Consider the following 18,106-nt stretch of genomic DNA (forward strand, 5'->3'; position numbering starts at 1 on the left):
GGCCGGAGGGCTCTTCAAGCTCTAGCGGATCGAGACGATCCCAGACCTTAAGCCAGCGCGGCGCGAACCTTGTCGGCGATGGCCTTGAAAGCGGCGGGATCGGCGCCGGCGACGTCGGCGAGAACCTTGCGGTCCATCTCGATCCCGGCCTTCGCAAGGCCGTGGATAAACTGCGAGTAGGTAAAGCCTTCCAGGCGCGCCGCGGCGTTGATCCGCTGGATCCACAGCGAGCGGAAGTTCCGCTTGCGGACCTTGCGGTCGCGGTAGGCGTACTGGCCGGCCTTGTCCACAGCGGCCTTGGCCGTGCGGATGGTGTTCTTGCGGCGCCCGTAGAAGCCCTTGGCTTGCTCGAGGACCTTCTTGTGCTTGGCGTGGGCGACAACGCCCCGTTTCACGCGTGCCATCTGTCAGTGTCCTTCCGCTTAGAGGCCGTAGGGGAGCCAGGACTTGATGATCTTGGCGTCCTGGTCGGACATCACCTTCGTCCCGCGGTTCTGACGGATGTACTTGCCGTTGTGGCTGATGAGGCGGTGGCGCTTGCCGGCGACGCCGGCCTTCAGCTTGCCAGACGCGGTCATCTTGAAGCGCTTTTTCACGCCCGACTTCGTCTTCAGTTTCGGCATTTCACTCGGGGCCCGAAGGCTCCGTCCTCTGGTCGTGTTGATGAACCGCCCTGGCATGCCTTGGGCCAGGCGGCTCCGAAGGGGCGGGCTAGTAGCGGAAAGGGGGTGGAAGCGCAAGGGGAGGGCGCCTGGTCGTCGGTCGGATGGCCCTCGCGCGGAGCCTTGAAAGGCAGCCATGAGTTTCAAGCCTTCCTCTTCCCACGAAGTGGGAGAGGGGGACCGCCCGCCGAAGCCGGCGCCTGCCGGCTGTAGAGCGGGGGGTGGAGAGGGCAAGCCTCATCCGCCGCACAGCAAGCCGATCCGCCCTGCCGGCGTCTTACCCTTCCCACCGCTCGCTCTTCGGCGAGCGGTCCCCCCTTCCCACTGACGTGGGAAGGGAAGTTCAACGCGGCGGTCCCGACCGCCGCGCCCGGTCCACCGCCCGCTGCAGCGCTCCGTCGTTCAGGCCGCCCTGAACCAGGTATGGACCCACCAGATACGCCGGCGTGCCCTGGAGCCCCAGCCCGAACGCCTGCAGGCGGTGCCGGCCCAGCTGCGCATCGATCGCCGCCGCGTGATCGCGCAGGTCCGCCGCCAGCCGCGCCGGGTCGCACCCGGCCTCGACCGCGATCGCGTCCACCCGCTCCGGCGTCAGCGTCCCGCGCGCGTCCATCAGCGCCGCATGGACCCGGCCGTACCGTCCCTGCCGCGCCGCGGCCAGCGCCACACGCGCCGCGTAGTCCGACACCGGCCCGCGGATCGGCCAGTCCTTCCAGATGACCCGGACGCCGGGGTCTTCGCCCATCAGCCGGAAGATCGCCCCGTCCGTCTGCTTGCAGACCCCGCACTGGTAGTCGGTGAACACGACCACCGTGACGTCGGGCCGCGCCGCGCCGCTGGCGGGCGAGCCGGGATCGAACAACACCTGTTGGACGACAGGCGTCAGTGTCAGGCGCTGGCCGCCCGATCCGAGCCAGCGCGCGCCGGCGGCGACCGCGCCTCCGAAGCCGAGGGCCAGGCCAAGCCCGATCAGGTCACGACGCGCGAGGGGCAGCGGTCAGTCCCCGCCCTTCTTCTTCGCCGGCACCGGCGTGCCGAAGATGCCCGGCCCCTCGGTGGGGGTGATCCCCTGCGCTTCCTGCAGCCGGGCGCCGGCGAGGATGCCGCGCATGGCGTAGTTGCCCTCGTGGCAGGCGTATTCGTAGACCTGCTCCTTGCGCGCGTTGAGGCTCATCTCGGCGCGCCAGGGCTGGCTGTAGTAGACTGGGTCGTCGACCGTGAACTCGTAGGTGATCTGGCCGGCGGACGTGCGCGTGAGCCGCTCGGTCACCCGCCCCTGCGGCGACAGGAAGATCGGGCCTTTGCGCCCCTGCGCCGGGTGGACGTTGGTCGTCTCGATCACCAGGGTGTCGCCCTCCCACCAGCCGACGGAGTCGCCCAGCCACCTGGGGATCGGCCCGTGGGCGGCCCGCGCCTTCGCGGCGTCCTCGAACAGCGGGATGGTCCGGGCGTCGTGGACCATCTCGACCACGATGACCACGGCGTCCCGGGTCTGCACCAGCTGATAGTTGTTGTTGTAGATGGTGTTCAGCATCCCCGGGCCGCCCGCGCCCGAGAAGCCGATCATGCAGCGCTCCTCGAGCGGCAGGGCCTCGGGGTCCTGCCAGAGCTTCTGCCGCCGCGCGGCGCGGTCGGCCTGGGCAAGGCGGCGGCCCTCGGCGGTGAAGGGCATCTGGCCGCCGGCGGGCTCGACGATCCAGCTGGTGCGCCATTCGCCCTTCACATTGGCTAGGCTGCGGCCCGGGTCGATCCAGAAGGTGTTGTAGCCGCGGTCCGAGTTGCCGTCGGCGAGGAGGTCGTCGTCGAGGTCGCTCGCGCCCTCCTCGGCCTCGATCAGCTTCATGAAGGGGTTGGCCTTCACCAGCGCGTCGGCCTCGGCCTTGGACACGACCAGCTTCGGCACGCTGGGGGGCCGGGTGAGCTGGGTCACCGAGGCGTTGGTCCAGACGCCGTTGAGGTCCGGTCGTCCGTCGGCGGTGCGCGGGGGCTTCCACGCCTCGGCCGCCTGCGACACGGTCGCCATCAGGATCGCCGCCGCGAACATCGCGGATCCCAGTCTCAGCCCCATTCGCGCCTCCCGAGCCGCGGCGCTTGCGGCGCGCCGTCTCCGGGAACCGTAGCACCGCCCACGCTGGGGGCGCCCGCAAATCCTGTCGGGACCGCGACGACCCGCCCGGGCGAACCGGTTGGACGCTTCCGGCCCCCTTGGTGTTCAGCGCGCGCTCCGGCCTTCCGTGGCGCGGGCGCCGCCCAGGATGCCGGGCAGCGCGTAGTTCCCCTCGTGGCAGGCGTACTCGTAGATCTGTCCGTCGAGCGCCGTCAGCACCATCTCGGCGCGCCACGGCCGCGTGTAGTGGACGGGGTCCTCCACGGCGAACTCGTAGGCGATCTCGTTGCTGGCCGTGCGCGTGAGGCGCTCGGTCACGCGGCCCTGTTCCGACAGGAAGATCGGCCCGAAGCGCCCCTGTTCGGGGTGCACGTTGACGGTTTCGATCACGAGGGTTCCCCCCTCCCACCAGGCGGTGGAATCGCCCATCCACGGATGCAGGGCCGCGGGACGATGCGCGGCCTGGGCGGCGGCCTTGTCCTTCAGGATCGGGATGGCGCGGACGCCGAAGCCCATCTCCACGATCACCACGAAGGCGTCGCGGGTCAGCAGGAACTGGTAGTTCGAGTTGTAGATGTTGTTGAGCATGCCGGGCCCGCCCGAGCCGCGCGAGCCGATCAGGCAGCGGTCGTTGGGCGCCAGCTCCTCAGGGCCGGCGGGATCCATCCGGTTGCTCATGGCGGCGGCTTCGCGGCGGCGCTGCTGGCCCAGCGGCGTGAGCGGCAGGCGCCCGTCCTCCGGTTCGACGATCCACGACGTGCGGTACTCGCCGCGCACCCTGGCGAAGGAGTCGCCGTTGTCGAGGAAGATGGCGTCGTGGCCGGTGGCCCCGCCGGGCGCCGGCGGGCCGGCCTCGGGGTCGATCGGCCCGCGATCCAGCTTCATCCGCAGGATGGGGTCGTTGGCCGCCAGGGCCTTGGCCTGAGCCTCGGGCAGGGTGAGGCCCTTCAGGCTGGGCGGACGCTCCAGCTTGGTGAGCGAGACGTTCGACCAGTTCCCCGAGAGGTCGGGCCGTCCGTCCGCCGTCTTCGGGACCGGCTGGGCCAGGGTGGGGGCGGCGGCGAGGGCGGCGCAGAGCGCAGTGGCGGCGAACAGCTTCATCGAACGCGAGCTTAATCGCCCCGGACGGCGCACGCATAGGGTCCCTCGGCGCCGTCGATCGGCGTGGCGTCGCGGTAGAGCACCGGCGCAGCCAGGGCGCGCGCGATGCGCCCCGCCGCCGGTGGCCGCGTCAAGAACCGGCCGCGTCAGGAGCCCGGCGGTCCGGCGGGGCCGCCCAGGCGGGGCGGCGCATCGGTGAACGTCCGCGGCTCGGGCCGGGGCTGCGCGTCGCCGCGGGCGAGCCGCCGGAACGCGTCGCGCAGCTGTGGCGGCGTCTCCGCGCCCCAGACCAGCCCGACCGCGTGCAGCAGCCGCACGTTGCTCGCCGCCTCCAGCGCGACGCAGTCCCAGAGGGTCGCGTCGGCGGCCGTGACGTCGCGCACCACGCTGGCCGTGATCTCGGTCACCATCCCCGGATGCTCGGCGGTGCGCGCGACGACGAAGGCGATCTCGAGCGCTCGCGCCGGGTCGTTGGCGGCGATGTCGATGAGCGCCAGGTGCAGCTGCTCGATCTCGACGCGCAGGTGTCGCGGGATCCGGTCGGTCTCGGCGTGCGAGCGCCCGTCGATCCACCAGGCTTCCATCCACGCCGCGGCGATGTCGGCGTCGCTCCGGCTCAGCCACTCCAGCCACGGTTGTTTACGTTTCATAAACCTGGAGGGTCAGGCCGAGACCCTAACGAGACCTTGAAAAACGACGTTAATTTCAAGTGTCGGCCGCGAAACGTAACGCCGGCGCGCGAACGCGGGTCGGTGGTCGCGGAGCGTCGCCTTCTCCGGTCAGTCGTCGGTGAGCTGCCGCCATCCGATCGCCCGCACGGCCTGCGGGCCCAGCGCTCCGGCCAGCGGAGGGCGGACGAACAGGCCGGCGAAGGCGGCGTCGCGGATGTTCAGCCCGCCCGCATAGGCGCCGAACGCGGGCAGGATCACCCGCTCGCCGTCGGTCACGAAGCAACGCCGGCGGATCACGCCGCGCGGGGCGCGCACCTTGGCCGCCGGATGCAGGTGGCCCGCCACTTCGCCCGGCTGCGCGCCCGCCTGCGGCTCGTGCCGGAAGCGCAGGCCGCAGAGGTCGAGTTCGTCGGCCGTCTCGCCGGGGAGCGCCTTCGGACCGTCGGCGTCGTGATTGCCGATCACCCACACCAGCGTGCGGCCGACGGCGAGGGCGCGCAGGCGGGCGGCGTCGTCCTCGGCCAGCCGCGCCTCGGCCCGGCGGTCGTGGAAGGTGTCGCCCAGGAGCACCACCACCTGCGGCGACAGCGCCGCCGTCTCCGCCTCCAGGCGCCGCAGGGTCTCGCGGGTGTCGTAGGGCGGCAGCATCTGGCCGCGGGCCGCGTAGCTGGAGCCCTTCTCCAGGTGCAGGTCGGCGACCACCAGCGTGCGCTCGGCCTCCACCCACAGCGCTCCGGACGGCCGCATCGTCACCTCGGCGCTCCGCACCCGCGTCCGGAGCCCGCCGCAGGGGCTGCCGGCGAAGGCGTAGGAGAAGGTCACGCTGACGTCGTTCACTGGGTGGCCTCGGCGATCAGTTCGGCTTCCGCCTCGGCCAGGATCATCTCGCCGGCCCCGCCGGGCGAACGTTCCTTGCCGATCTCGAGCAGGATCGGCACGGAGAAGGGCGAAAGGTGGTCCAGCGGCGCGTGGCGAATCCGGCCCTTGATGCGCGCCAGCATGTCCGAGAGACGCGCCACGTCGATGAGGCCGCTCGCCGCATCCGCGCGGGCGCAGCGCAGCAGCAGATGGTCCGGCTCGTGCCGGCGCAGCACGTCGTAGATCAGGTCGGTCGAGAAGGTGATCTGCCGCCCCGTCTTCTGCTGCTCTCCCGTGAAGCGCTTCTCGACCAGGCCCGCGATGATCGCGCAGCTCTTGAAGGCGCGCTTCATCATGAAGCTCTCCGCGAGCCACGACTCGAGGTCGTCGCCCAGCATGTCCTGGGCGAACAGTTCGTCGAAGTCGAGACCGGACATCGGGTTCAGGGCCCAGACCGCCAGGGCATAGTCGTTGCAGACGAAGCCCAGGGGCCCCACGCCCAACCGCTCGAGCCGGCGCGTGAGCAGCATCGCCAGCGTGGTGTGCGCCAGGCGGCCCTCGAAGGGGTAGCAGACGAGGAACTGGCGCTTGCGGTGCGGGAAGGTCTCCAGCAGCAACTCGTCCTCGCCCACGATCAGCGACTTGTCCTTCTGCACCTCGAGCCACTCGCGCACGTCCGCCGGGAGCACGGTCCAGTGCGCCTCGTCGAACATTAGCTCGCGCACGCGCTTGGCGAGGTAGGTGGAGAGCGCGAACTTCGAGCCGCCCCACGAGGGCATCTTGGCGTCGCGATCCGGCGCGGGGCGGACGAGAACGTCCAGGTTGGTGACCCCGACGAGCGCCCAGACCTGGCCTGCGAACACGAAGGTGTCGCCGGGGTCCAGCATCTCGAGCATGCCTTCCTCGACCTCGCCCACCTTGCGGCCGCCCTTGCCGCCGCGGGTGGCGATGCGCACCGAGAGCATCGCGGGGCTCACGATCGCCCCCACGTTCAGCCTGTGCCGCTGCGCCACGTTCAGGTCCCTCACCTTCCAGCGCCCGTCGGGTAACCGCACGATGCGTCGGAAACGGTCGTAGGTCTTGAGCGCGTAGCCGCCGGTGGAGACGAAATCGACGACCTGCTCGAAGTCCTCCCACGGCAGGTCGCGGTAGGGGCCGGCGGAGCGGACCTCGTCGTAGAGCTCCAGCATGTCGAACGGCTCGGACACCGCGCAGCCCATCACGTGCTGGGCCAGCACGTCCAGGGCGCCCACGCGCGGCGGATCGCCGTCCAGCCGGTTTTCGGCGATGGCCTCCCGGGCCGCCTGGCACTCCAGCATCTCGAACCGGTTGGCGGGCACGAAGAGCGCGTGGCTGGGCTCGTCCAGCCGGTGGTTCGCGCGGCCGATCCGCTGGACCATGCGCGAGGCGCCCTTGGGGCTGGCGAGCTGGATGACGAGGTCCACGTCGCCCCAGTCGATCCCGAGGTCGAGGGTCGAGGTGCAGACCACCGCCCGCAGTTCGCCGCGGGCCATCGCGGCCTCGACCTTGCGCCGCTGCTCGGCCGCCAGGCTGCCGTGGTGCAGCGCGATCGGCAGCGCGTCCTCGTTCAGCTTCCACAGCTCCTGGAAGGCGAACTCGGCCTGGAAGCGCGTGTTGACAAACACCAGGGCGGTGCGGGCGCGGCGGATTTGCTCGTAGACCTCGGCCATGGCGTGCTGGGCGGTATGGCCGCTCCACGGCACGCGGCCCTCGCTGAGCAGGACGTCCACGACCGGCTCGGCCCCCGGCGGCCCGCGGACGAGCGTTATGGCCTCGGCGCCGGCGCCCGGCGCCGCACGATGCGAAGCCATCCAGGCCTTGATGACCTCGGGGTCGTCGACGGTGGCCGAGAGGCCCACGCGGCGCATGTTCGGGGCGAGCGCCTGCAGCCGGGCGAGGTCCAGGGCCAGGAGGTCCCCGCGCTTCGACGAATGCAGCGTATGGATCTCGTCGAGGATCACGCAGCGCAGGTCCTCGAAGTAGAGCCGCGCGCCCTCCCAGGCGCACAGCAGCGCCAGCTGCTCGGGCGTGGTGAGCAGGATGTCCGGCGGCTTGACGCGCTGGCGCTGCCGACGGGAGACGCCGGTGTCCCCGGTGCGGCTCTCGGCCGTCACCGGCAGGCCCATCTCCAGGATCGGCGCGCCGAGGTTCCGCTCGACGTCCACCGCCAGCGCCTTGAGGGGCGAGATGTAGAGCGTGTGCAGCCCGCGCGGCGCGTTTGCCGGGGGCCGCTCGGCGAGATCGATCAGGCTGGGCAGGAAGCCCGCCAGAGTCTTGCCCCCGCCCGTGGGCGCGATCAGCAGGGCGTCGCGGCCGCCGCGGCCCTGGGCCACCATCTCGAGCTGGTGCGCGCGCGGGCTCCAGCCGCGGCGGGCGAACCAGTCGGCGAAGCGCGGCGGCAGGAGGTCGGCGGTGGGACCGGAGGCGTCGGCCATCGCGCCGCTATAGCACGTTCCCGTTCCGTTTCATCCGCCCGCGCATCTCCGGTTTCGCCGGGACGCCGGGCGGGGTAAGGCTGCTCGGATGCGTGTCGCCGTCATTACCCCCTACTTCAAGGAATCCGTGGACCAGCTGCGGGGCTGCCACGAGAGCGTGGCGGCGCAGACCCACCCGGACGTGACCCACATCATGGTCGCCGACGGCCACGCGAACCCCAAGATCGACGCCTGGCCGGTGCGCCACTTCCCGCTGCCCTGGAACCACGGGGACTTCGGCGACACCCCGCGCGCCGTGGCCGCGATGAGCGCCTGCAGCCAGGGCTACGACGCCATCACCTTCCTCGACGCGGACAACTGGTACGAGCCCGACCACATCGAGACCCTAATCCGCCGCCAGCAGGAGACCGGGGCGCACATCGTCACGGCCACCCGCAACCTGATCCGCCCGGACGGCAGCGTCATGGCGGTATGCAAGCAGTCGAACGGGGCCGACTTCTGCGACATGAACTGCTTCTTCATCACGCGCGCCGCCTTCGCGGCCATCGGCGCGTGGGCGTTCAAGGACCCGCGGGCCTCGATCGTCGACGACTATGTGCTCTGGGCGATCATCAAGAACTCGAACGCCGTGCTGGCGCATGTGTCGAAGCCGACGGTCAACTACCGGACCATGTGGGCCATGACCTACATCGAGCACGGCGAGACGCCGCCGCCGGGTTCGCGCTGCATGCTGCGCTCGCCCGACGAGCCGTACCCCAAGCTGTTCGACTACTGGGAAGCCAAGCGCCTGCACGAGGCCGGCCAACCCATCACCTGACGCCGTCGCGCCCGAGCCGAATGGTCCACATGAGACTTGGACTGGCCCTCTTCGCGGTGCTCGCCACCGCCGCCTGCTCGAAGCCCAGCGAGGGCGCCGCGCCGCCGGCGCCCGCGGCCGTCGAACGGTTTCCGGACGGCTTCCCGAAGCCGGACCGGCCGGTGGCGGGCATCGTCGCCCCGGCCTGGTCGTCCGGCCCGGATCGCGACGCCGCCGACGAGTCGGGCCAGCTGATCCGGGCGCTGGGCATCAAGCGCGGCATGACGGTGGCCGATATCGGGGCCGGGTCGGGGTACCACACGCTGCGCCTGTCGCCGGCGGTCGGCCCCGAGGGGATCGTCTATGCCGAGGACATAGTGGAGTCCTACATCTCGGGCCTGCGCCGCGAGGCCGAGCGCCGGGGCCTGAAGAACGTCAGGATCATCGTGGGGAAGGGCGACGACCCCAGCCTGCCGCCGCGCTCGATCGACCGGGCCGTCCTCGTCCACATGTACCACGAGATCGAGAGCCCCTACGCCCTGCTGTGGAACCTGGCCGCGCAGATGAAGCCCGGCGGCCGGGTGGGCGTGATCGACCTCGACCGGCCCACCCAGAGCCACGGCACGCCCCCGCGGCTGCTGCGCTGCGAGTTCGAGGCGGTAGGCTACCGCCAAGTGGGCCGCCGCGTGATGGACGGCGGCGTCGGCTACATCGCCATCTTCGAGGCCCCCGCCGAGCGGCCCAAACCCGCCGACATCATGCCCTGCCGCGCCCCGCGCTGACGGCGCGCCGCCCGACCCGCGCCCGGGGAGGGCCAGGGGGAGGGCCAGGGGAGGGAATGTGTCGCCGGGACTTGCGCTTCGGCCTAAGCTGGGTTGCTCTTTCCGCCCGCCCAACCGCGAGTCCCGCGCCCCGTGCTCGACAGCCCTGCCGTCCTGCCTCCTCCGCCGAACGAGCCGGTGAGCGCCACGCTCCACTACGGGGGCGTCGACCAGCCGCCGCAAGCCCTGCGCGACCTGCTGCTCGAACGCGTGCGGGCCGCGCCGGCCGGCAGCGAGATCACCTGGGCGACCTACTACTTCCGCGATCCGGAACTGGCCGACGCCCTCATCGCGGCCAAGGCGCGCGGCGTCCGCGTCCGGCTGGTGCTCGAGGGAAACCCTCGCCGCGCGTCGGTCAACCGGCCTGCGATCGAGCATCTGAAGGCGGGTCTGGGGGACGGCCTGCGCCTGCACCGGTCCTGGCTCCCCGGGCAGCACCTGCACGCCAAGATCTACACCTTCTCGGGCGGTCCCGAGCCGGCCGCCTTCATCGGCTCCTACAATCCGTCCGGAGGCCTCGACGATCCCAAGCTCCTGAAGGACATCGGCGACCAGGACCGGGGCGAGAACCTGCTGGTGGACTTCCGCGACCCGGAGGCCGTCGACGCCCTGCGCGCCCAGGCGCGGCGGATCTGGGAAGGCCGCGCCTTCTTCCGCTTCGGCAAGCGGGCGAACAAGGCCAAGCGGGTCGGCGACGACATCGCCTTCTACTTCTACCCGCGCCTGCGTCCCGACGTGGTGGAGCGGCGGATCGCCCGCCTGGGGCCGGGCGACGAGGTGCGCGCGGCGGTCTCGCACATGGACAAGGGGCCGTTCGCCGCCCGCCTGATGGCGGCGGCCCAGCGTGGCGCCCGGGTGGAGCTCGTCGTCCACGACACCCGCCGACGCGTGCCGCGCGATGTTGTGGCCGAGCTGCGCCGCTCGGGCGTGGAGGTGATGCGCTTCTGCGATCCCGAAGGGCTGCCGATGCACGCCAAGTTCGTGATCGTCGACCACGAGGACCGCCGCACGGCCTGGTTCGGCAGCCTGAACTACAACTTCGGCTCGCGGATGATGAACCAGGAGATCCTCGCGCGGAGCGCCGAGCCGCAGCTGGTCTCGGCGTTCGACGCCCGCTTCCAGCGCCTGGCCGACGAGGCCGCCGGCCGTACCTGCGCCGCCGACCCCGGCCGCGTCGCCTCCACCGCCGGCAGCAGCGTCGCGACCCAGCCCTGAGTGCGGCCGCGCCGCCGCTTGACGCTGCGTGACGGCTTACGCCGGCCCCCATCCGGCGTAGGCTGGGCAAAACGCGTTTCGAGGACAGCGCCATGAAGGATTTCGCCGGCAAGTTCGCGGTGGTCACGGGCGGCGGCACGGGGATGGGCCGCGAGCTGGCCCGCCAACTGATCGCCGAAGGCTGCAGCGTCGCCATGTGCGACGTCTCTGACGCCAACATGGCCGAGACGATCCGCCTCTGCCAGGCGGACGGGATCCCGCAGGGCGCCAGGATCACGGCCCACCACGCCGACGTGGCCAGCGAGGAGGACCTGCGCCGCTTCCGCGACGAGGCCGCGGCGGCGCACGAGGCCGAACGGCTGCACCTGCTCTTCAACAACGCCGGCATCGGCGGCGGCGGCTCGATGGTGAAGCCCGAGGAGCGGGAGGCCTGGGAGCGGACGTTCAACGTCTGCTGGTACGGCGTCTACTACGGCTGCCGCACCTTCATGCCGATGCTGCTGGCGGCGGATGAAGCCCACATCGTCAACACCGCCTCGGTGAACGGTTTCTGGGCCAGCCTCGGCCCCGGCGTCTCGCACTCGGCCTATGCGGCGGCGAAGTTCGCCGTGAAGGGCTTCACCGAGGCCCTGATCACCGACCTCCGGGTCAACGCCCCGCACATCAAGTGCTCGGTGGTGATGCCCGGCCACATCGGCACCGACATCGCCGGCAACTCGCGCAAGGTGTTCCGCGGCGACTGGAGCGACGAGCTGACCCCGGCCGAGCTCGCTTCGGCGCGCGAGCGGATGGCGCGGATGGGCATGGACCCCTCGCAGGTGCCGGACGCCGCGATCCAGGCGATGATGGCCGAGCAGGCGCGCCGCTTCCGCGAGGACGCGCCGACGACCGCGGCCCAGGCGGCCACCATCATCCTCGATGGCGTGAAGGCCGAGCGCTGGCGCATCCTGGTGGGCGAGGACGCGATCATCATGGACCGGATGGTGCGCGAGACGCCCGAGGAAGCCTACGAGGTCAGCTTCTACGAGCGCATGGCCAAGGCCGTGGGCTGGCAGCTGGGCGGCCTGGGCCGCGCGGCCCCGCAGACGCAGGACGCCTGAGAACCGCCACATCGGCAGGAGAGCCTGACGCCATGTGCCGCAACATCAAGACCCTCTTCAACTTCGACCCGCCCGCCACCGACGAGGAGGTCCGGGCCGCCGCCCTGCAGTTCGTGCGCAAGCTCTCGGGCTTCAACACCCCGTCGAAGGCCAACAAGGCGGCGTTCGACCGGGCCGTGGCCGAGGTGACCCACATCGCCCAGCACCTGCTGGCCGACCTGGAAACCCAGGCGCCGCCCCGCGACCGCGAGACCGAGGCCGCCAAGGCGCGGGCGCGCAACGCGGCGCGGTTCGCCAAGGCGTAGGGCTGCAGGGCGCGCCCGCTCACAGCCCAAGGGATCCCACGGACAAGCCGGGGATGACGGCGGAGCGCATCGTTGGGACAGGGCCTCATGCCCTCGCGTCAGTCTTGCGGTCCGGGCCGGGCCACGCATGATGCGGCGCGCGCAAGGAGGCCCTGATGCCCGAATTCGATCTGGTGATCCGCGGCGGGACCGTCTTCGACGGGACGGGCGGACCGGGCGTCGTCGCCGACGTGGCGATCGCGGGCGATCGCGTCGTGCAGGTGGGCCGCGTCGCGGGCCGGGGCCGCGAGGAGATCGACGCCGCCGGGATGCTGGTCACCCCGGGCTGGGTCGACATCCACACGCACTACGACGGCCAGGTCACCTGGGATTCCCGGATGACGCCGTCCTCGACGCTGGGCGCCACGACCGTGGTGGTCGGCAACTGCGGCGTCGGCTTCGCGCCCGTCCGGAAGGGTGACGAGGACACCCTGATCCGCCTGATGGAGGGGGTGGAGGACATCCCCGGCGCGGCCCTGCACGAGGGCCTGTCGTGGCGCTGGGAAAGCTTCGCCGAGTACATGGACGCCGTGGAGGCCCTGCCGCACGACATCGACGTGGCGGTCCAGGTGCCGCACGGGGCGCTGCGCGTGTACGTCATGGGCGAGCGGGGCGCGAACCGCGAGCCGGCGACCCCGGACGAGAACCAGCGGATGCGCGAGCTGACCGCCGAGGCGATCCGCGCCGGCGCGCTGGGCTTCTCCACGACGCGCACCATGGTCCACCGCACGGCCGACGGCGACCTGACCCCCACCATCGGCGCGGCGCGGGCCGAGATGGAGGCGATCGCCCAGGGCCTCGCCGACGCCGGTTCGGGCGTGCTGCAGTGGGTGAGCGACTTCGCCGACATCGACCAGGAGTTCCAGCTCATCCGCGACCTCACGAAGATCGCCGGGCAGCCGCTGAGCTTCTCGCTGGTCCAGGCCGACGTGGTCCCCGACCGCTGGCGCGAGCTGATGGCCCGCATGGACGACGCCGTCGAGGCGGGCTACCCGATCAAGGCCCAGGTGGCGGGCCGGCCGGTGGGCCTGATGCTGGGCCTGCAGGGCTCGGCGCACCCCTTCATCAGCCGCCCCTCCTACGCCGAGATCGCCGACCTGCCGCTGGCGGAGAAGGTGGCCCGGATGAAGGACCCCGCGTTCCGCGCGCGGCTGATCGCCGAGGCCCCGGCCAAGGGGCACCCCTTCATCAACTCGCTCGCGGGCGCCCACCACAAGATGTACGCCATCGAGGGGGACCATCTCGACTACGAGCCGCATCCGTCCACCAGCCTGGGCGCCAGGGCGAAGGCGCTCGGGATCAACCCGGACGAGCTGGTCTACGACGCGCTGATCGCCGACGAGGGCCGGGCGTTCCTGTTCTTCCCGATGCACAACTACGTCGAGGGCAGCCTGGACAACGTGCACGCGATGCTGACCAACCCGAACTGCCTCTCGGGGCTGTCGGACGGCGGGGCGCACGTGGGCGCGATCTGCGACGTCAGCCTGCCCACCTTCATGCTCACCCACTGGTGCCGCGACCGGACCCGCGGGCCGAAGCTGGACCTCGCCCGCACCATCCGCGGCCAGACGCTGGACACGGCCGAAGCCGTGGGGCTGAACGACCGCGGGGTGATCGCGCCCGGCTACCTGGCCGACCTGAACGTGATCGACTTCGACCGCCTGCGGCTGAAGGTCCCCTACATGGTCTACGACCTGCCCACCGGCGCGCGCCGGCTGATGCAGGACGCCGAGGGCTATCGAGCCACCATCAAGTCCGGCCAGGTCATCTACCGCGACGGCGCGCCCCAGGGCCCGCTGCCCGGCCGCCTGATCCGGGGCCGCCAGCCGGCGCCGCTGCGCCAGGCGGCGGAGTAGGGGCGCCTAGGGGGCGCCGCCAGTCTTCGCGCCACCCGGACCCGCCGCCGCGGCCTTGCGGGCTTCCTCTTCCTGGTAGCGGGCGCCGGCGAGGATGCCGGGCAGGGCGTAGTTGCCCTCGTGGCACGCGTACTCGAAGACCCGGCCGTTCAGGGTGTAGAACTCGTACTCGCCGCCCCAGGGCTTGTCCCACACGCCCGGGTCCTCGGCCTGGAACTGGTAGCGCAGCCGGCGCGGCCCGACGCGGGTGAACCGCTCGGTGACCTTCAGGTTCTCCCAGGCGCCGTTGTAGGCCTGGTTGGGCAGGAAGTTGGTGGTCTGCACCACCAGGGTGTCGCCCTCCCACCAGCCGATGGAGTCGCCCAGATAGGTGCGGATCCCGTCGGTCCGGTGCTTGCCGCCGATCCGGATGATCCGGGTGTCGTGGATCATCTCGACGTTGATCACCAGCGTGTCTGCCGTCTGCAGGAACTGGTAGTTGTTGTTGTAGAAGCCGTTGGGCAGCATCGGCGGACCGGCGTTGCGCCCGAACCCCATGATGCAGCGCTCGCCCAGCGAGCGCGTCTCGTAGCTGTCGAAAGCGCCCATGCCCGGCCGACGCGGCATCGGCGCGGCGCCGCCCTTGCGCTTGGGGACCTGGCCGTCGGGCGTGGTCAGCAGGCTGGTGCGCGGCTCTCCGCCGACGCGCATCACAGAGCTGCCGGGATCCAGCCAGCCGCGGTTGTAGCCGCCCGTGTCGCCGCCGGCCGCGGCGTACTCCGGCTTCACGTTCGTGACCTTGGCCCGGTGCTCGGCGTCGGCGTTGGGATCGGTCGAGGCGTTGCCCTCCTCCACCTCGAGCTCGGCGGCGGCCTCCAGGGCCTTCACCTCCTCGGGCGTGAGGACGGCCCGGGTCCCGAACTTCGCCGGGCGGACCACCGGGGTGAGGGTGGCGTTGCTCCAGTTCCCCGACAGGTCGGGCTGGCCGAACGCGTTGCGGGGCGCCTTCCAGGCGGCAGCCTTCGCCGCCGGGGCGTCGGCGGCGTACGCCGCGGCGGAGAGCGCCAGCGGGGCGGCGCAGGTGATCAGGGCAAGGGCGAGCCGGGCGGCGCGGTGCATGGGTTCCTCCTTCGCGGAGCGTCCCACGTCTTGACCGGCGGGATCGACCGCAAGGGGCCCATGGTCTCGCACACGTGGCGGCCTGTCGAGAGGAGGCGCGCGTCCGATCGCAGGCCGAGGGACGCCCCAACACCACCCTACAATCGGGTATGGAGACCTCACCCCCCATCGCCGCAACATCGCGGGCGGTGACGCCGCCCGAAGAGGCCGGCTTCACCCAAGTCCTGCGCGCGCCGTCATCGAACGGACGCCGCACCTGTGATTGTGGGGGTTGCTTCGATGAAGATGGGACGTCTGACATTCTGCAAGGCTGTGGCCGTGGGGACCGCGGCCGCCCTGGCGACGGCGGGCGCGGCCCAGGCCGTGACGGTGGTGGGGGCCAAGAGCATCACCGTGAAGAACGCCCTGCCCGACTACCTGCAGGTGGCCGAGCTGCTGGCGTTCGACTTCGGCGGCCAGAACGTGGCCCTCGCCTCGAACGGCGGGGTCGCCACCGCGCTCAGCCGCTATCCGATCGGCGAGGCGCCCGAAGGCGGGCCGGGCGAGGCGAACGACGGCGTCTATCCCGCAGATTTCGACTACGGCGCCACGCCGGCCGTGCCGGGGGTCTACCACTCGGCGGGGGGCGGCCCGAACGAGTTCCTGACGATCACCTTCTCGGTCGCGACGACGCTGGCGAGCGTGGCGATCTACGGGCGTGGCGACTGCTGCGAGACCCGCGACCTGTACGACGTCACGATCCATGGCGCCGCCGGTCAGGTGCTGTTCACGGGTCGCCTAGACGCCAGGACCAGGGGGTACGACAGCGTGAACTTCGACCGCCCCGTGGCTGGCGTTCCCGAGCCCACGGCCTGGACGATGATGATCCTGGGTTTCGGCGGCGCGGGCGCGCTTCTGCGACGTCGGCCCGGCGCGGGCAGGCTGCTTCCGGCCTGACCCGCGGCGCTGCACGCGGGCGCCGCCGGGGGGTGGACGTCCGCGTACGGCGCCACGATGCGAACTTCGCGTGACACGACGCGGCTTTTCGGGTGGCCTTGCTGAGGCAACCAACGAGGCCGCGATGAAGAAGGGATACAAGCAGCTCCTCGCCGAGGCGGACGCCGAGGTGCTGGCGCTGGACGTCAGCGCGGCGCGCGACCTGCACGGCCGCGACGACGTGGTGTTCGTCGACCTGCGCGACCCCCGCGAGCGCGAGCGGGAGGGCGTCATCCCGGGCGCCTTCTCATGCCCGAGGGGCATGCTGGAGTTCTGGGTCGACCCGGAGAGCCCCTACGCAAAGCCGGTCTTCGCCGAGCCGAAGCGTTTCCTGTTCTTCTGCGCCGGCGGCTGGCGCTCGGCCCTGGCCGCCAAGACCGTGCAGGACATGGGCCTCGAGAACGTCTGCCACCTGGCCGGCGGTTTCACCGCCTGGCGAAAGGACGGGGCCCCGGTCGAGGCGCTGGCCCCCAAGGCGTCGGGCCCGGCGCAGGGCTGATCCCTCGGGCCGCCTCAGCCGCCTGTCAGGCGAAGAGCTGCGGCGCGCCCGCCAGGACGCCTACGAAGATGAGGTTCCAGCAGAGGATCCGCGCCACGATCCGGCGGGTGTTGGGCGAGGGCCGGTGGTCGCGCGTGGCCAGCACCCGGAACTCGCCCTCGATGACGTCGGCGGCGGGGTCGGTCACGGTCCGGGTCCTTCTGGCGACAGGTTGTGGTCGAGCTATGCCGCCGACCGACGCCGTCCGCCAGTGAACCTTTCGACAGGATCGAAGCGCCTAGTTCCGCCTGGGGATCACCACGGGCATCGTCTCGTAGCCCTTCACGAAGGTCGAGAAGCTGCGCTTGGGCTCGGCCACCAGTTCGACGGTGGGGAAGCGCTTCAGGATCTCTTCCCAGATGATGGTGAGCTGCAGCTCGGCCAGGCGATTGCCCACGCAGCGGTGGATGCCGAAGCCGAACGAGATGTGCTGGCGGGGCCGTTCGCGGTCGATGATGTAGGCGTTCGGGTTCTCGATCACCTCATCGTCGCGATTGCCGCTGACGTACCACATGACGACCTTGTCGCCGGCCTTGATGCGCTTGCCCTGGAAGTCCACGTCCTCGACGGCGGTGCGGCGCATGTGGGCCAGCGGGGTCTGCCAGCGGATGGTCTCGGACACCATCGAGGGGATCAGGTCCGGGTTGGCCCGCAGCTTGGCGTACTGGTCGGGGTTCTTGTTCAGCGCGTAGATCGAGCCCGAGATGGTGTTGCGGGTGGTGTCGTTGCCGCCCACCGTCAGCAGGACCACGTTCCCGAAGTACTCGCGCGGCTCCATGTTCCGGGTCGCCGGGTGATGCGCCAGCATCGAGATCAGGTCGCCGTGCGGCGGGGCGTTCACCTTCTCGTTCCACAGGCCGGTGAAGTAGGCGTGGTACTCGGAGAAGATGGCCATCTTCTGCTCGATGGACTCGACCAGGCCGCCCGGCCGCGGCGCGGCGGTCACCACGTCGGACCAGTAGGTGATCTTGCGGCGATCGGCCTGCGGGGCGTCGAACAGCGTCGCCAGCGTCATCGCCGTCAGTTCCTTGGAGACGAGGTCGACCCAGTCGAACTCCTCGCCGATCGGCAGGCCGTCCAGGATCTGGCCCGCGCGCTCGCGGATCTGCGGCGCCATGGCGGCCAGCGCCGCCGGCGCCACCGCGGGGCTCACGGCCTTGCGCTGGATGTCGTGCTTGGGCGGGTCCATGGCGATGAACATCGGCAGCGGGTCCATGTTCTGCTGGCCGCCGGCGATGGTGATGCCGCCCTTCATGAAGTCGGACGAGAAGCGATGGTGATCGGTGTCGATCGCCATGATGTCGTTGTACTTGGTGATCGACCAGTAGGGCCCGAACTCGTGCTCCTCGCAGTAGTGCACGGGGTCCTCGGCGCGCAGGCGCTCGAAGTAGGGCCAGTGGGCGTCGGCCTCGAACAGCTCGGGCTGGGCCGGGTTCAGCTTCGCGAGGGGCAGCGCGTAGGCTTCTTCCCGCGCGGCCGCGATGTTCGTCAGGTTGCCGTCCGCCATT

20 protein-coding genes are annotated in these 18,106 nt (G+C 71.2%); 8 read left to right on the plus strand and 12 right to left on the minus strand.

Annotation, left to right across the window (positions count from 1 at the left end; genetic code table 11):
* Nucleotides 1–47: 47 nt before the first annotated feature.
* The 9 genes from rplT to AC2D8W_RS05405 all read right to left on the minus strand — a co-directional run bounded on the left by rplT (nt 48) and on the right by AC2D8W_RS05405 (nt 7,855).
* A complete protein-coding gene (rplT, locus tag AC2D8W_RS05365; RefSeq protein ID WP_293483773.1) occupies nt 48–404 on the minus strand; it encodes a 50S ribosomal protein L20 in 357 nt (118 codons plus the stop codon).
* A gap of 18 nt (nt 405–422) precedes the next feature.
* Nucleotides 423–623, minus strand: coding sequence for a 50S ribosomal protein L35 (gene rpmI, locus AC2D8W_RS05370; protein WP_293483771.1), 201 nt, complete (start codon nt 621–623; stop codon nt 423–425).
* A 382-nt stretch (nt 624–1,005) separates the two neighbouring features.
* Complete coding sequence (locus AC2D8W_RS05375; RefSeq protein WP_484670667.1) at nt 1,006–1,527, minus strand: DsbA family protein; 522 nt, start codon at nt 1,525–1,527, stop codon at nt 1,006–1,008.
* Nucleotides 1,528–1,659: 132 nt separating this feature from the next.
* On the minus strand, nt 1,660–2,730 hold the full coding sequence (locus AC2D8W_RS05380) for a hypothetical protein (protein WP_484670668.1): 1,071 nt from the start codon (nt 2,728–2,730) through the stop codon (nt 1,660–1,662).
* A 144-nt stretch (nt 2,731–2,874) separates the two neighbouring features.
* Nucleotides 2,875–3,870, minus strand: coding sequence for a hypothetical protein (locus AC2D8W_RS05385; RefSeq protein ID WP_484670669.1), 996 nt, complete (start codon nt 3,868–3,870; stop codon nt 2,875–2,877).
* Nucleotides 3,871–3,881: 11 nt separating this feature from the next.
* On the minus strand, nt 3,882–4,004 hold the full coding sequence (locus AC2D8W_RS05390; RefSeq protein WP_484670670.1) for a hypothetical protein: 123 nt from the start codon (nt 4,002–4,004) through the stop codon (nt 3,882–3,884).
* A 12-nt stretch (nt 4,005–4,016) separates the two neighbouring features.
* A complete protein-coding gene (locus AC2D8W_RS05395; RefSeq protein ID WP_484670671.1) occupies nt 4,017–4,520 on the minus strand; it encodes a hypothetical protein in 504 nt (167 codons plus the stop codon).
* Nucleotides 4,521–4,649: 129 nt separating this feature from the next.
* A complete protein-coding gene (pdeM, locus tag AC2D8W_RS05400) occupies nt 4,650–5,378 on the minus strand; it encodes a ligase-associated DNA damage response endonuclease PdeM (protein ID WP_484670672.1) in 729 nt (242 codons plus the stop codon).
* The gene (locus tag AC2D8W_RS05405) at nt 5,375–7,855 is read right to left on the minus strand and encodes a ligase-associated DNA damage response DEXH box helicase (RefSeq protein WP_484670673.1); all 2,481 of its coding nucleotides are present in this window, start codon (nt 7,853–7,855) and stop codon (nt 5,375–5,377) included. Before AC2D8W_RS05405 ends, pdeM begins: the two co-directional genes overlap by 4 nt.
* An 88-nt stretch (nt 7,856–7,943) precedes the next feature.
* On the opposite strand from AC2D8W_RS05405, the gene AC2D8W_RS05410 reads away from it, so the two are divergent.
* The 6 genes from AC2D8W_RS05410 (at nt 7,944) to AC2D8W_RS05435 (ending at nt 13,987) form a co-directional block, all read left to right on the plus strand.
* Entirely contained in the window at nt 7,944–8,672 is a 729-nt protein-coding gene (locus AC2D8W_RS05410) for a glycosyltransferase family 2 protein (RefSeq protein ID WP_484670674.1), read from the plus strand.
* Nucleotides 8,673–8,701: 29 nt separating this feature from the next.
* The gene (locus AC2D8W_RS05415) at nt 8,702–9,433 is read left to right on the plus strand and encodes a class I SAM-dependent methyltransferase (protein ID WP_484670675.1); all 732 of its coding nucleotides are present in this window, start codon (nt 8,702–8,704) and stop codon (nt 9,431–9,433) included.
* A gap of 177 nt (nt 9,434–9,610) precedes the next feature.
* Entirely contained in the window at nt 9,611–10,687 is a 1,077-nt protein-coding gene (locus tag AC2D8W_RS05420; protein ID WP_484670676.1) for a phospholipase D-like domain-containing protein, read from the plus strand.
* A gap of 92 nt (nt 10,688–10,779) precedes the next feature.
* Entirely contained in the window at nt 10,780–11,787 is a 1,008-nt protein-coding gene (locus tag AC2D8W_RS05425) for an SDR family oxidoreductase (protein ID WP_293483753.1), read from the plus strand.
* 32 nt (nt 11,788–11,819) lie between these two features.
* Complete coding sequence (locus tag AC2D8W_RS05430) at nt 11,820–12,092, plus strand: DUF2277 domain-containing protein (RefSeq protein WP_293483751.1); 273 nt, start codon at nt 11,820–11,822, stop codon at nt 12,090–12,092.
* A gap of 155 nt (nt 12,093–12,247) precedes the next feature.
* The gene (locus AC2D8W_RS05435) at nt 12,248–13,987 is read left to right on the plus strand and encodes an N-acyl-D-amino-acid deacylase family protein (RefSeq protein WP_293483750.1); all 1,740 of its coding nucleotides are present in this window, start codon (nt 12,248–12,250) and stop codon (nt 13,985–13,987) included.
* Nucleotides 13,988–13,993: 6 nt separating this feature from the next.
* Here the strand turns inward: AC2D8W_RS05435 and AC2D8W_RS05440 are convergent, their stop codons facing one another.
* Complete coding sequence (locus AC2D8W_RS05440; protein WP_484670677.1) at nt 13,994–15,085, minus strand: hypothetical protein; 1,092 nt, start codon at nt 15,083–15,085, stop codon at nt 13,994–13,996.
* 285 nt (nt 15,086–15,370) lie between these two features.
* On the opposite strand from AC2D8W_RS05440, the gene AC2D8W_RS05445 reads away from it, so the two are divergent.
* A complete protein-coding gene (locus tag AC2D8W_RS05445; RefSeq protein WP_484670678.1) occupies nt 15,371–16,021 on the plus strand; it encodes a PEPxxWA-CTERM sorting domain-containing protein in 651 nt (216 codons plus the stop codon).
* A gap of 124 nt (nt 16,022–16,145) precedes the next feature.
* A complete protein-coding gene (locus tag AC2D8W_RS05450; RefSeq protein ID WP_484670679.1) occupies nt 16,146–16,559 on the plus strand; it encodes a rhodanese-like domain-containing protein in 414 nt (137 codons plus the stop codon).
* 25 nt (nt 16,560–16,584) lie between these two features.
* Here AC2D8W_RS05450 and AC2D8W_RS05455 read toward each other — a convergent pair whose 3' ends face one another.
* Together AC2D8W_RS05455 and AC2D8W_RS05460 are read right to left on the minus strand one after the other, a co-directional pair.
* Entirely contained in the window at nt 16,585–16,746 is a 162-nt protein-coding gene (locus AC2D8W_RS05455; RefSeq protein WP_484670680.1) for a hypothetical protein, read from the minus strand.
* Nucleotides 16,747–16,836: 90 nt separating this feature from the next.
* Nucleotides 16,837–18,105 carry a cytochrome P450 gene (locus tag AC2D8W_RS05460; RefSeq protein ID WP_484670681.1) on the minus strand — a complete coding sequence of 423 codons (1,269 nt, stop codon included), beginning with the start codon at nt 18,103–18,105 and terminating at the stop codon, nt 16,837–16,839.
* Nucleotide 18,106: the final 1 nt, after the last annotated feature.

The organism is Phenylobacterium sp. T106 (genome assembly GCF_057219735.1).

What these genes read in the sequence shown, in the direction of transcription:
- rplT (WP_293483773.1), bottom strand. Translation starts at nt 404, where the DNA reads ATGGCACGCGTGAAACGGGGCGTTGTCGCCCACGCCAAGCACAAGAAG.
- rpmI (WP_293483771.1), bottom strand. Translation starts at nt 623, where the DNA reads ATGCCGAAACTGAAGACGAAGTCGGGCGTGAAAAAGCGCTTCAAGATG.
- AC2D8W_RS05380 (WP_484670668.1), bottom strand. Translation starts at nt 2,730, where the DNA reads ATGGGGCTGAGACTGGGATCCGCGATGTTCGCGGCGGCGATCCTGATG.
- AC2D8W_RS05385 (WP_484670669.1), bottom strand. Translation starts at nt 3,870, where the DNA reads ATGAAGCTGTTCGCCGCCACTGCGCTCTGCGCCGCCCTCGCCGCCGCC.
- AC2D8W_RS05395 (WP_484670671.1), bottom strand. Translation starts at nt 4,520, where the DNA reads ATGAAACGTAAACAACCGTGGCTGGAGTGGCTGAGCCGGAGCGACGCC.
- AC2D8W_RS05405 (WP_484670673.1), bottom strand. Translation starts at nt 7,855, where the DNA reads ATGGCCGACGCCTCCGGTCCCACCGCCGACCTCCTGCCGCCGCGCTTC.
- AC2D8W_RS05410 (WP_484670674.1), top strand. Translation starts at nt 7,944, where the DNA reads ATGCGTGTCGCCGTCATTACCCCCTACTTCAAGGAATCCGTGGACCAG.
- AC2D8W_RS05415 (WP_484670675.1), top strand. Translation starts at nt 8,702, where the DNA reads ATGAGACTTGGACTGGCCCTCTTCGCGGTGCTCGCCACCGCCGCCTGC.
- AC2D8W_RS05425 (WP_293483753.1), top strand. Translation starts at nt 10,780, where the DNA reads ATGAAGGATTTCGCCGGCAAGTTCGCGGTGGTCACGGGCGGCGGCACG.
- AC2D8W_RS05430 (WP_293483751.1), top strand. Translation starts at nt 11,820, where the DNA reads ATGTGCCGCAACATCAAGACCCTCTTCAACTTCGACCCGCCCGCCACC.
- AC2D8W_RS05435 (WP_293483750.1), top strand. Translation starts at nt 12,248, where the DNA reads ATGCCCGAATTCGATCTGGTGATCCGCGGCGGGACCGTCTTCGACGGG.
- AC2D8W_RS05440 (WP_484670677.1), bottom strand. Translation starts at nt 15,085, where the DNA reads ATGCACCGCGCCGCCCGGCTCGCCCTTGCCCTGATCACCTGCGCCGCC.
- AC2D8W_RS05445 (WP_484670678.1), top strand. Translation starts at nt 15,371, where the DNA reads ATGGGACGTCTGACATTCTGCAAGGCTGTGGCCGTGGGGACCGCGGCC.
- AC2D8W_RS05450 (WP_484670679.1), top strand. Translation starts at nt 16,146, where the DNA reads ATGAAGAAGGGATACAAGCAGCTCCTCGCCGAGGCGGACGCCGAGGTG.
- AC2D8W_RS05460 (WP_484670681.1), bottom strand. Translation starts at nt 18,105, where the DNA reads ATGGCGGACGGCAACCTGACGAACATCGCGGCCGCGCGGGAAGAAGCC.